Annotated in this window: 11 protein-coding genes; 3 read left to right on the top strand and 8 right to left on the bottom strand. The window is 66.3% G+C overall.

The genetic code is table 11. The features are described from left to right. Nucleotides 1-13: 13 nt before the first annotated feature. The 8 genes from trxB to EXQ71_09900 form a co-directional block, all read right to left on the bottom strand. A complete protein-coding gene (gene trxB, locus EXQ71_09935) occupies nucleotides 14-988 on the bottom strand; it encodes a thioredoxin-disulfide reductase (GenBank protein ID MSO87823.1) in 975 nt (324 codons plus the stop codon). 41 nt (nucleotides 989-1,029) lie between these two features. Further along, nucleotides 1,030-1,410: a hypothetical protein gene (locus EXQ71_09930; GenBank protein MSO87822.1), complete on the bottom strand. Its 381-nt coding sequence runs from the start codon at nucleotides 1,408-1,410 to the stop codon at nucleotides 1,030-1,032. A 69-nt stretch (nucleotides 1,411-1,479) separates the two neighbouring features. Next, on the bottom strand, nucleotides 1,480-2,316 hold the full coding sequence (locus EXQ71_09925; protein MSO87821.1) for a hypothetical protein: 837 nt from the start codon (nucleotides 2,314-2,316) through the stop codon (nucleotides 1,480-1,482). Beyond that, complete coding sequence (locus EXQ71_09920; GenBank protein ID MSO87820.1) at nucleotides 2,313-2,924, bottom strand: sigma-70 family RNA polymerase sigma factor; 612 nt, start codon at nucleotides 2,922-2,924, stop codon at nucleotides 2,313-2,315. The genes EXQ71_09925 and EXQ71_09920 overlap by 4 nt, the downstream gene beginning before the upstream one ends. Before the next feature lie 9 nt (nucleotides 2,925-2,933). Then, the gene (locus EXQ71_09915; protein ID MSO87819.1) at nucleotides 2,934-4,538 is read right to left on the bottom strand and encodes a serine/threonine protein kinase; all 1,605 of its coding nucleotides are present in this window, start codon (nucleotides 4,536-4,538) and stop codon (nucleotides 2,934-2,936) included. A gap of 60 nt (nucleotides 4,539-4,598) precedes the next feature. Beyond that, nucleotides 4,599-5,444 (bottom strand): DegV family protein, encoded by an 846-nt coding sequence (locus EXQ71_09910; GenBank protein MSO87818.1) that lies wholly within the window; start codon nucleotides 5,442-5,444, stop codon nucleotides 4,599-4,601. Between the two features lie 46 nt (nucleotides 5,445-5,490). Beyond that, nucleotides 5,491-7,515, bottom strand: coding sequence for a hypothetical protein (locus EXQ71_09905; protein MSO87817.1), 2,025 nt, complete (start codon nucleotides 7,513-7,515; stop codon nucleotides 5,491-5,493). Then, on the bottom strand, nucleotides 7,512-8,237 hold the full coding sequence (locus EXQ71_09900) for a GNAT family N-acetyltransferase (protein MSO87816.1): 726 nt from the start codon (nucleotides 8,235-8,237) through the stop codon (nucleotides 7,512-7,514). Before EXQ71_09900 ends, EXQ71_09905 begins: the two co-directional genes overlap by 4 nt. Before the next feature lie 44 nt (nucleotides 8,238-8,281). Here EXQ71_09900 and EXQ71_09895 point away from each other — a divergent pair, with 44 nt between their 5' ends. From EXQ71_09895 to EXQ71_09885, 3 genes are all read left to right on the top strand, one after another. Beyond that, nucleotides 8,282-9,301: a histone deacetylase gene (locus EXQ71_09895; protein ID MSO87815.1), complete on the top strand. Its 1,020-nt coding sequence runs from the start codon at nucleotides 8,282-8,284 to the stop codon at nucleotides 9,299-9,301. Between the two features lie 89 nt (nucleotides 9,302-9,390). Beyond that, nucleotides 9,391-10,473: a PilT/PilU family type 4a pilus ATPase gene (locus tag EXQ71_09890; GenBank protein MSO87814.1), complete on the top strand. Its 1,083-nt coding sequence runs from the start codon at nucleotides 9,391-9,393 to the stop codon at nucleotides 10,471-10,473. A 59-nt stretch (nucleotides 10,474-10,532) separates the two neighbouring features. Next, the gene (locus EXQ71_09885) at nucleotides 10,533-11,939 is read left to right on the top strand and encodes a CCA tRNA nucleotidyltransferase (protein ID MSO87813.1); all 1,407 of its coding nucleotides are present in this window, start codon (nucleotides 10,533-10,535) and stop codon (nucleotides 11,937-11,939) included. Nucleotides 11,940-11,956: the final 17 nt, after the last annotated feature.

Here is an 11,956-nt window from a genome sequence, read left to right as displayed (position 1 = left end):
ACCACGACGGGTCTTAGCCGTGCTGGGCCTCGAGCCAGCGTTCGGCATCGATGGCGGCTTGGCATCCAGACCCGGCCGCCGTGATGGCCTGGCGGTAGGTGTGGTCTTGCACATCGCCACAGGCGAACACGCCGGCCACGTTGGTAGTGGAGGCACCGCCCCAGCGGCCGGTGATGAGGTACCCGTTGTCTTCGAGGTCGAGTTGGCCCTTCAGGAGATCGGTGTTGGGACGATGCCCGATCGCCACGAAGAGTCCCGTCGCCGCCAAGGTGGTGGTCTCCGCGGTCTGTACGTCTTGCACGACGATGTGCTCCAGGCGGGTCTCGCCCACGATCTCGGTGACCACGCTGTTCCAGCGGATCTCAATCTTGGGGTTGTGGGCCACTCGGTCCTGCATGATCTTGCTGGCCCGAAGCTGATCGCGCCGGACGATGAGCGTGACCTTGCTGGCGAACTTTGTGAGGAACGTGGCTTCTTCGATGGCGGAGTCGCCACCGCCCACCACCGCTATTTCATGATCGCGGAAGAAGAAGCCATCACAGGTGGCGCAGGTGGATACCCCGTGGCCCAAGAGTCGAGACTCACCGGGCAACCCCAGCATGAGGGATTGCGCTCCCGTCGACACGATGACGGAGTGGGCCCGGTAGGTGGGCTCGCTGGCGTCGGCGGATCCCACCCACACCCCGTAGGGCGCAGCCGAGAAATCCACCCGGCTCACTTTTTCGGTGCGGATGTCGGCCCCGAAGCGAAGCGCCTGGGCCCTGAATCGGGCCATTAGCTCCGGGCCCATGATGCCGTCGGGGAAGCCGGGGAAGTTCTCCACGTCGGTGGTGAGCATCAATTGTCCACCGGGTTGGTCGGAGGTGGAGGACACTTCGCCTTCAAGGACCAAGGGGACCAGATTGGCCCGAGCGGCGTAGACAGCCGCAGTGAGTCCGGCGGGGCCAGAGCCGATGATGATCACGTCGTGAAGGGAGGGGGTGGCCATAGGGGTGGGTCAACCGGTCGAGCGGGCCGATTGTTCCATTTCTAGGGAAGGGGACGGCTCGCTCGCCGGATTAGCCAGAGCCCCGGAATGACGAACAGCATCGCGACAATCCCGTGGGCCAACCACACGCGCGGCTCTCCTGTGGCGCTCTGAGGGAGATAGGCAACGAGGAAACGCACGGTGGCAATAGAGAGGAACAGCACCACCAGCGTGCCGGCAAACACCGCAAACATGGCGAGCACTAGCCCCCGAGCGATGGTGATGGCTCTTCCGGTGGTGTTGTCCCGGACAAGTCTGACCATCCGTTCGATTTGATCGGCGGCTTGGGCGGGCCAATCGGTGCCGACGGGGTCGCGGCCGTCCGGGTGACTCGTGGGCGGGGCGATGCGGCCCATTCCCTGGGGGGCTTCTGGTCGGGCCATGGGGTGATCCTAGATGACCCTTACCCCCGGTGTTGCTACTCGAAGGGCGCGACACGCCGGTGGCGTGCCTTAGCGGTTCTGCACCCGCACCGTGCTGCAGTCGCCCCCGGCAATGCGCACGTCCTCGGCCCAGGCGACCACAGCAACCTCCTGCTCGGCCACGACGGCGGTGGCCGCCAGTTGAGCGACCGCCCCGGGGGGAAGGCCGCTGAGGAGCTCGTCGATACAGGAGGTGGGATCCGACAACGATGCGTACCAGGGCACCGAAGTGCTCGGGAGTGCGAGGGTGTCAACGGCCTCACCAACGGCGGCGTCGGTCGGGAAGGTTCCGAGGTCCGGGAGGGGAAGGGCCACGGTGGTGGGATCCGACGACGGGCTGGCGACCGGAGGGGTGGTTGTCGGATCCGGGGGGGTAGGGGCGGGGGCGGTGGTGGCAGAGGATTCCGGTGAGGATTCCGGTGAGGATTCCGGGGCTGGTCCCGACAGGGCGCGGTCCGTGGTCGGTGGTGAGGCGATTTCGGGGGCGGCGGTTTGGCTCGTGTCGCTCGTCGAGGGAAGGAGTGAAGCCACCATGGGTACAACGGCGACAAGGATGGCAACGGCGGCCGCCACACCCACCACCCGCCACACGATGGGGGTGCGCCCCCATGCTCGGCTCGTCACCGGAGTGACGTCCGGGGTGGGGTTGGCCTCTTCGTCGTAGGCGGCGAGCGCCGCGGCGATGGCTCCTTCGCGGTCCTGGCGTGGGTGGGGCGGCGGGGTGGCCATCACTTGGCGGATTCTCCTCATCGCCGCCATGCGAGCCTGGATTTCGGGGTCGGCATCCACCCGCACCGCTTCCTCAGCAGTGCTAACGCCATCAAGGTGGGCTGAGGCGAGTTCGTCGAGGGGTTGGTGGTCGGTCATGGTGAAGTTTCCGGGGGTTGGTCTGAGATAGGACGTTCGCCAGCGGGTAGTTGGTTCCGGGGATCGAGTAGGCCCGCCAATTGGGCCCGACCACGGGCGATGCGGGAGCGAACGGTGCCCGGCGGTATCTCGAGGCGCTCGGCGATTTCGGCGTAGTCGAAGCCCCAGAGATCCCGAAGAACCACCGGTAGGCGAAATTCCTCGGACATTTGGTCCAGCGCGGTGTCGATGGCCAGTCGATCGGGGACCATGTCGATCTCTGCGCTCGGGAGGCCAGTGGCGTCGGCGGCCTTCGACTCGCGAACGTCCTCGGTCAGGCCGACCCTGGGCCGCCGTTTCAGGCGTCGAAGTTCATCGAGGCAGGCGTTGGTGGTTACTCGATAGGCCCAGGTGGAGAAGGAGGCACGACCGTCGAAGAGGCGGATGCCTCGACTGATGGCGATCAGGGCTTCCTGGCTGGCGTCGTGGGCATCAGCGTCGTTTTTCGTTAGTCGCCAGCAGAGCGCGTACACGCGGTCGTAGTGCCGACGAAGGAGTATGTCCAGGGCGTGGCGATCCCCGGCTTGGGCGGCGCACACCAGCGCAGAGTCGTCGAGGTTCGCGGCGATATGCGCAGGTTACGCAGGCACGCCACGCAGGGAGGCGGTTTCGATAGTCACCCGGGGCTCGGGAGTGCCATCGCCGCGATCGGTGATCCATACGAGGACGGCTTGGCCCGTCGTCTTTTTGAGGTCGATGGTGGTGGTGCCGGCCGCAATGCCGCCCATGGTGGCCACGGGGTTCCCCCATCCCTCGAACGACCCAGGGTCGGTATCGGCAACGTAGAAGCTGGCCGACCATCCATTGGTGGGGCTCGTCAGGGTGAGGTCGTCAAGTTGACTCAGCTCCGCACCCGTCAGTACGAGACCCACCCCGTCCTTGAGGGCGGTGATGTCGCGGTTGTCGTACCGCTCGGTACTCCAGGTCGTAGCCGGATCTAGGTCGATCACGCTGGCGGCGTCCTCATCGTTTTCCTGGCTGTCTCCCGACGGGTCGAAGGCCTTGGCGGTGCTGATGGCGATGGTGCCGGAGGTCCCCTCCGAGGGTCCGGTGATGGCCTCGCGCACGCTGCCCAAGACATTCCCGGCCCCGCTGCGTTGGAGCAGGGCTCCGGCCACGCCGAGGCTCACGGCGAGGATCACCAGCATGAGGGTGGGGACCAGCCAGCTCCGTTCGGTTTCTCGGAAGGTGCTCCGGGGTTGGGAGGCTGCAGTGACGGGGGGAGTGTCGGGGACGGGCTGCGCGGCGGCCGCTGGCGCCGCAGTAAGGGTGGTCATGGTGAGGTCAGTTTCGAGGTCGGGGGTGGCGCCTGCCGCCAGGAGGGCGGCCCGCAGGTCGCTGGCCGATGGGTAGCGCTGCTGGGGGACGCGAGCCATGGCCCGTCCTACGATTTCCTCCAGCACCTTGGGGACGCTTGGGCGTACCTGACGAGGTCGCAATGGATCACGCTGAAGACGAGCCAGGGCGGTGGCCGTGTCGTTGTCAGCCACGAAGGGCGGACGTCCGCAGAGCATTTCGTACAGCACGATGCCGAGGCTGTAGATGTCGGTGCGAGCATCGACGGGTTTCCCCTCCACCTGTTCCGGAGACAGGTATTTGGCGGTCCCCACCATCAAGCCGGGTTGGGTGAGGTCCGCCTCCGAGAGAGCCTTGGCGATCCCAAAGTCGGCCACTTTCACGCGCCCATTTCGGCACAAGAGGATGTTGGCCGGTTTGATGTCGCGGTGGATGAGCCCCGCCCGATGGGCGGCGTCGAGAGCCTCGGCTACTTGGGCTGCGAGACTGGCCGCCTGCCAGGGGTCGACGGGCGTGCGGTCGTCGAGTCGTTGCCGCAGCGTCTGGCCGGTGACGAGTTCCATCACGATGGCCTCGGTGCCGTTGTCTGAGCAGGTGTCGTAGATCGCCACGATGCCGGGATGGGCGAGCCGGGCCGCAGCCACGGCCTCCTGCCGGAACCGGGTGACAAAGGATGCATCGGCAGCCAGATGGGGATGCAACAGTTTCAGGGCCACCTGGCGCCGCAGTACTTCGTCGTTGCCGCGCCACACCTGGGCCATTCCCCCCGTCGCCAACAGTTCCCCGAGTTGGTAGCGGCCCGCCAGCACTCGGCCGGGGACAACCGCGATGGGGGGTGACGGAAGGGGGGTGACGGGAAGACCGTGGGGCGGGGTTGGGCTTGACACTGCCGATGGAGGATACCGCTGGGAGGGTGGCGGAGGAGATCGCTGGCGGCGGGACGCGGGTTAGGCCGACGCCACCCAGGTGACGCCCATGACGCGCGGTCCGCCGTGGGTGCCGATCACCGGTCCGATGTGTCCGGTGCGGATCGACTCGCGCGGGTAGATGTCGGCGAGAAGTTCCAACATCTCCTCGATCTCCGCCGCCGGGGCCAAGCCATGGGTAACGCAGAGATGTTCAATGGCGCCGGCCTCAGCCACCTTGTCTCGCAGCGCCACAAGCGCCTTCTTGCGGGTACGAGCTTTCCCAGCCTCTTCCACCTCCCCGCTGGAGATATCCAGAATCGGTTTGATCGACAGCAGAGAGCCAAGGAGCGCTTGGGCACCCCCGATTCGGCCGCCCTTCTTGAGGTTTTCGAGGGTGTCGAGGGCTCCCACCACGTGCGTGCGGGTGGCGAGGTTCTCGGCCAGCGCCACCACCTCGGAGGCTGATGCCCCGGCGGCGGCCGCCTGGGCGGCGAGCACTACTTGTGTGCCGAGACCAGAGGTAATGGAGCGGGAATCGACTACCCGGACGTCGAGGTCGCCGTCGATGGCCCGGGCGGCGTTCTGGGCCGACTGCATGGTGGCGGAAAGGCCCGAGGAGAGGTTGATGCACACCACGGCGTCGGCGCCGGCCTGCTGCTGCCGTCGGAAGGCAGCCTCGAACTTGCCGGGGGAGGGCGCTGCGGTCTCGGGCAGGGTGCTCGAAGCCATGAGTTTCTCGTAGAAAGCCTCCACCGAGAGTTCGCTGCGATCTTCGTATTCCTCGTCGCCAAAGCGGATCGAGAGGGGCACCACCTCCACCCCATGGGTTTCGACTTCCTCGTCGGTGAGATCGGAACTGCTGTCGGTCACGATACGAACGGGCATGGGAGAAACGCTCCTGAGGCGCTGGATGAGCGAGGTCGTCCAGAACCTACTGCCCGGCGGTGGTGGGAGGCTTCGTGCGATGCGATGGGTGGTCAGGGGTGGCGATGAGGCGTCCGCTGCGACGGGCGCGCCGCCAGTGCCGGGCCCACCAGATCATGAGAAATAACCCGGCACCGATGGACAAAACGATGCCGGCTCCCGCCACGGCGGTGGAACGCACCGTGTAGCGGGACACCACGAGTTGGCGCTGACCGTCGGGGGAGGTGACTTCGATGTTGAGGGGGAATGCCCCCGACGCCCGAGCCACTACGGGAATGTCGAGGCGGGTGGAGGTTTCAACCAAAGTGAGGGGGATGGTCGTTCCCTCGGGGAAGGCAAGTTTGGGGCTACGCAGGCGGATAACGACGTTCATGGGGACCCCCGAGTCATTGCGGAGGGTGAGGGGGATAGTGCCTTTGCGGTCGGTGAGGGTGAGTACGAATCGTTCGGGTCCGGTGATTCCCGCCACGAGGTCGTTGATCGTGCTGACCACGCCGTCGGCCACCTCTTGGCGGTCCACGCGAGAGAGGTCGGCGGCGGTGGCGAGGAGAAACCGTCGGTCGGCGTCCTCCGCAAGGGGGCTGGTGACTCCAACTAGGCCACCGAAGGTCTCCACGATGGATCGGTCGGCCTTGATGTCCCTGGCTTCGGAGGGGGCGATGCGGTTGAGGCTGGTCGGGGTGAGGGAACGGGACACGGGGTTCCGGCGGGCGTCTCGGAGGGGGGTAACCGTGTCAAACAGGTCGGCGAGGCTCACGGTTGAGAACACGCCCCCGGCATCGAGTCCGGTGAGGATGGTTCGAACCGTGTCGGGGTTGACCGTCGTGTCCAACGGGAGGACTGCTCCGCGTTCCACTCCCGGTTGTTCGAACCAGAGCACGGCGAGTTCAGTGAGCACGCGATTGGCCACCAGGGCGGGGGTGCCGGGGCCTTCGAGGCGGTCGATCACAACCGGATCAAGGGCCATGGCGTCAACGGCGGAGGGGACAACCTCGGTGTCGTTTTCGGTCTCAGGGGCTGCCAACAGAAACGGCTGGGCCGGCGAGAGGTTGACGAGGTTGTCCGGGAGTGGCGCAACCTGAGCGTCGCTGACCACGGCGTGGCGGGCGCCGAGGCCAGGCAGGGCCGATAGCCCATCGGCACCCAGGTCCGGACCAGCCAGCCAGGTGGTTTCGGTGGGGGGTCTCTCGAAGGTGTCGGTGAGTACGAGGTCGCCGCGTTCTATCTGACGAAGGAGTTCGTACTGGAGTTCCGCCGCCACAAGCGCATCAAGGGAGATGTTCACGTAGGGCCGCTGGAGTAGCGGGCGCCCCGCTGCCGCTTTTTTCAGGCCGGTGAGCAGGTTCGCCGCCGGTTTGCCCAGGGCCGCGAGACTGTCGATCGTTTGGGGGGTGACCGCCAGGGAGACAACGGTGTTATCGACCGATCCCAGGGCGGTCACTAATCCGGCGATGGCGTCAAGGTCGCCCGTGTCGATGGCGGCGGTGATGCCGTCGGTGGCGACCGGCGGCGCGGCGAGCTGGGCTACGACCGCGACGCGTAGCGGAGTGGCCTCGTCTGCGGGCGGCACGATCATGTGGGTGACGAGGCTGGTCAGTTCTGTGCCGCTTGCGTTCTTGGCGCTGATCTCCAGGGGGTAGACGCCGCTGGTGGTCAGCGCAACTCCACCGGTGCTCGGGTCCAGGGAGATAGCGAAGCGCCGGGTGCCGTCGGCGGCCTCCGGCAGGGTGGCGAGTGGCGTAACGATCGTGACCAGTTGGCTCCGAAGGCCGTTGCCGTCGATGGTGGTAGCCAGTTCGGAGCGGGACCGCACCCGCTGATGGATCGACAGGGTGACGCTGCCGTCGGTGGGGACGCCGGGAAGGCGGAGTTGCACCGAGAACTCGGAGCCCGGGGTGGCCAAGGGCGTTTGGGCGACGAGCTCGATAGAGGCGTCGGCTTGGCGGGGCGCGGCGTCGGCTTCGCGTAGTGCGGTTGGACCAGCCAGGACCGTGGTGAGCACCACGAGCGCGCCGAAGGCCCGGCGGGTCATTGCGCGGGCCCGTCGAGGGAGCGACGCAGCACGGCGAGTCCGTCGGGCTGCATACGAAACCCCAGACTTTCGTAGAGCGCCAACGCCGAGCCGTTGCCTTCCTGGGTGTTGACGATGATTTCCCTGGCCCCCCATCGCCGGAGCCAGCGAAGCCCATCGGCGACCAGCGCGCTGCCAATGCCCTGCCGGTGCGCCTCGGGGTCCACGGCGAGCCGCTGGAGATAGCCCCGGGATCCTGCCCGGCCGGTGATGGCATAGCCCACGATGGTGCCCTCATTGCCGCGGGTTAGGGCCACCGCCAGCCGGGCTGAGGGGGTGGCGGCAATGGCATCGGTGAGGCCGGAGTCGTCGAGGCGCCAGAAGGGGGGGAATGACGCCGCGTCAATGGCGAGGACGGCCGGCCGCTCGGCTGGTCGTGTTCGGCGAAGTTCCACGTTGGACACGCGCGGACGGGGGATGTCGTAGAGGGTGCGCTTGAGGAGGTGGAGGCGTTCGAGCACGCTGAACCCCGACTGCAGAAAGGGGATTTGGTCAACGCTGGTCAGGGCGGCGGTGATGGCGGTGTTGTATCCCGCACCGGGCAACTCGCTCAGGCACTGTTCGATGACGGCGAGTGAAGGGCGACCGCGCGTGGGAGTGAGGTAGGCGGTAGTCACATCACCTCGCCAGGGTGTCACGCGGAGTTTGGAATTTGCTCCCGCGAGGATGCGATGCCCAGTCATACCGCCACGGTACCGGCGCGGCTCTGGTGGGTACGCTCGCTTTCGTGGCCGACGTCGTGTTCATCACCCATCCGCGCTATCTCGACCATGACAACGGTCGTGCTCATCCCGAGCGGCCGGAGCGCCTGCGGGCGGTACTTGAGGGCATCCACGAGGCCGGCTTGGGGGAGGCCCTGCGGCCGATGGGGCCCCGGCCCGCCACGCTGGACGAGTTGGAACTTGCTCACGATCCCGCGCTGGTGGCGCGCGTGGCGGCCATGGGGGCCGGGGGAGGAGGTTGGTTGGATGCCGATACGGCGATGAGCGAGCACTCCTATGAGGCCGCGATCCTGGCGGCGGGCGCAGGACTCACGGCGGTTGAGGCCCTCATGTCGGGGGCTGCCGATAGCGCGTTTTGTGCCGTGCGGCCCCCTGGTCATCACGCCACGTCGACGCGCTCCATGGGGTTTTGTCTCTTCAACAACGTGGCGGTTACCGCGGCGGCCCTGGCCGACCAGGGTGAGCGCGTGCTGGTGGTGGATTACGACGCCCATCATGGCAACGGCACCCAGGACGTGTTCTGGGCCGATCCCGACGTGGCGTACATCTCCTACCACCAGTACCCGCTTTACCCGGGCTCAGGTGCGTTGGGGGATATCGGGGGCGGGGCAGGGTGGGGGACCACGCACAATCTGCCCCTACCGGCCGGTGCCACCGGTGATGCATATCGGGCCGGCGTGGACGAGGTGATCGCCCCGTTTGCGGCCGTATTTCAACCCACCTGGTTGCTTATCTCGGCTGGGTTCGACGCCCACCGGGCGGATCCCATCACCGATCTTGGCCTCTCGGCAGGCGACTACGCCGACCTCACGGCGGCCCTGTTGACCCTTGTGCCGCCGGGTCGTCGGATCGTGTTCTTGGAGGGCGGCTACGACCTAGAGGCCCTTCGCCTGTCGGCCGCCGCGTGCGTGGCGGCTATGGCCGGTGAGCGTCTGGTGCCCGAACCGCCTACCAGTGGGGGGCCGGGGCGCGAGGTGGTGGCTCAGGCGAGCCGCATCCAAGCCGAGTGCACGCCCTCGCTCTGAGGGCTTGCCGGCGGTCTGGGCCCGAGGGTGGTTGGGCCGCCACCGAAGGGGGGGTTTAGAAGGCGCGGTGATCTGCCGATGAAGTCCCTATGACGCTGTTGGAAGAAATGTTGTCGCACCTGAGTGAAGTCCAGGGATCGGACCTCCATCTGAAGCCCCGATCTGTTCCGCACGTGCGGGTGGACGGCGAGTTACGGCTCGCGCCGTTCGAGGCCCTCGAGCCTGGTGTGGTGGAAGCCCTCGCGGCCGAGGTTTTCGACGCGGATCGCCTGGAGGAACTCGCTGAGCGCGGTGAGGTTAGCGGCGCCCTCGGCCTGCCGGGCATTGGTCGCTTTCGGGTGTCAGTGCATCGCCAGCGGGGATCGTTGGCGATGGTGTTGAGGCAGGTACCCCCGGAGGTGCCGGATCTTGATGCGTTGGGCCTCTCGCCCCAGTTGGATCGATTCGCCGAGGAGGCCTCAGGTCTCGTGCTCATCAGCGGCGCGCCGGGCTCGGGCAAGTCCACCACGGTGGCCGCGTTGGTGGATCGCATCAACCGTCATCGGTCATGCCACATCCTCACGATCGAGGATCCGATTGAGGCCCTCCACGCCGATATCGAAGCCATCGTGACCCAACGTGAGATTGGTAGCGATACCACCAGTTATGCCGCTGCCGTGCGCAGTGGACTACGCCAGGACGCCGATGTGATGTTCGTGGGCGAGGTCAACGATGTCGAGACGGCGCGGGCGGTGCTCTTGGCGGCGCAGGTGGGGCATCTTGTGATTTCCACGATGCAGGCCGCCAACATCTCGGACACGTTGGTTCGCTTTATTGATTTGTTCCCCGTTTCCGAGCAAGCCAGCGCTCGGGAGGTGCTGGTGGGAGTCGTTCGGGGCGTCGTGAGCCAGCGACTACTGGAGCGGGCTGATGGTAAGGGTCGGATTCCGGCGTTGGAGATTTTGGTGGGCACCTCCCGGGTGGTCGATTGCATCTCTGATCCGCTGCTTCTTCACAACCTCGACAGGGTGCTGGCGGACGGGCGGTATCACGGCATGCAGACGTTGGATCAAGCGTTGCTGGAGTTGACACGCGATGGGATGGTCAGCCTCGGTGATGCCTTGGCCGCGTCCTTGAACCCTGAGGGGCTGCGTATCTCACTGAGCGAATCGGGGGTCGGCGCCTCGCTCTGAGGGGGCCTTGGTCATATCGGTTCGGAAGACGCAGGGCTCTGCGCCTACCCTCCTCACCCGTGATCCCTGAGCGCTTCGCCCTAATTTTCGATGGTGTGGGTCCGCTGGCCCACCGATTCGAGGAGGCGGGGTACCGGATCTACCTCGTGGGTGGAATTGTGCGTGATCTGGTGCTCGGTCGCCCGCTCAGTGAGAGGGCCGATATGGACCTCACCACCAACGCCCGACCGGAGATCACCGCCGAACTCGTGCGGGGGTGGGCCGATGCGGTGTGGGATCAGGGGGCCCGCTTCGGGACGATTGGTGTGAAAAAGGGCGACACGATCTTTGAGATCACGACGCACCGTTCCGAGGCCTACTCGCCCCACTCCCGCAATCCCGATGTTTCCTTCGGCGATGACGTTGAGGTGGATCTTTCACGGCGTGATTTCACCGTGAACGCCATGGCCCTGCGCGTCACGGGAACCAGCGACGAGACATCGGAACTGATCGATCCGTTCGGTGGAGCCGCAGACCTCGCGACGAGCATCTTGCGCACGCCGTTGGCACCGGAAATTTCCTTCGCCGACGACCCGCTGCGGATGTTGCGAGCGGCCCGCTTTGTGGCGGGGTACGGCCTCGCCCCGGTGCCGGAGTTGGTGGCGGCAGTGCAAGCCTTGGCGGGCCGCTTGGAGATCGTGTCGGCCGAGCGGGTGCGGGACGAACTGAGCAAACTCCTGGTGGTGAACGAGCCGAGTCTGGGCCTGTGGTTTCTGGTCGACAACGGACTGGCCGACATTGTCCTGCCCGAGCTTCCCGCCATGCAGGTGGAGCAGGATCCGATCCACCGCCACAAGGATGTGTTGGCCCACACGGTGGCGGTGGTGGCCAAGACTCAACCCGAACTCGTGGTGCGCCTGGCCGCCTTGCTGCACGATGTGGGAAAGCCGAAAACCCGGATGATCGGACCGCGGGGGGTGTCGTTTCATCACCATGAGGTGGTGGGGGCACGGATGGCCCGTAACCGGATGCGGGCGCTGCGGTACCCGAATCACATCGTCGAGGCGGTCACCCAACTCGTCTACCTTCACCTCCGCTTTCATGGGTATGGCGACGATCTTTGGACAGATTCGGCCGTGCGGCGGTACGTCCGTGATGCTGGCGATCTCCTGGATCAGCTCAATGAGCTCACTCGTTGTGACTGCACGACGCGCAATGAGCGGAAGGCCCAGATGCTCTCGGCCCGCATGGATGCCCTTGAAGTTCGCATTGCGGAGCTTCGGGAGCAGGAGGCACTCGAAGCCATCCGTCCTGATCTTGATGGTCAGGCCGTGATGGCTCACCTCGGGATTCCCCCGGGCCGCGAGGTCGGGCAGGCGTTGGCGATGCTGCTCGAACTCCGGCTTGATTCGGGCCCCCTCAGCGAGGTCGAGGCGCTGCGGTGCCTCGATGAGTGGTGGGCGGATCGAGCATCGCCGTCGGATTGATCCGATGGCGATGCTCG

It is taken from the genome of Acidimicrobiia bacterium (assembly GCA_009694375.1).
Classification (GTDB): domain Bacteria; phylum Actinomycetota; class Acidimicrobiia; order Acidimicrobiales; family VFJN01; genus VFJN01.
Note: the sequence above shows the minus strand (reverse complement) of the source record. Positions and strands in the feature narration are given on the sequence as shown.

Coding starts and splice junctions, on each gene's coding strand:
- trxB (MSO87823.1), bottom strand. CDS start 988: ATGGCCACCCCCTCCCTTCACGACGTGATCATCATCGGCTCTGGCCCC.
- EXQ71_09930 (MSO87822.1), bottom strand. CDS start 1,410: ATGGCCCGACCAGAAGCCCCCCAGGGAATGGGCCGCATCGCCCCGCCC.
- EXQ71_09925 (MSO87821.1), bottom strand. CDS start 2,316: ATGACCGACCACCAACCCCTCGACGAACTCGCCTCAGCCCACCTTGAT.
- EXQ71_09910 (MSO87818.1), bottom strand. CDS start 5,444: ATGCCCGTTCGTATCGTGACCGACAGCAGTTCCGATCTCACCGACGAG.
- EXQ71_09905 (MSO87817.1), bottom strand. CDS start 7,515: ATGACCCGCCGGGCCTTCGGCGCGCTCGTGGTGCTCACCACGGTCCTG.
- EXQ71_09900 (MSO87816.1), bottom strand. CDS start 8,237: ATGACTGGGCATCGCATCCTCGCGGGAGCAAATTCCAAACTCCGCGTG.
- EXQ71_09890 (MSO87814.1), top strand. CDS start 9,391: ATGACGCTGTTGGAAGAAATGTTGTCGCACCTGAGTGAAGTCCAGGGA.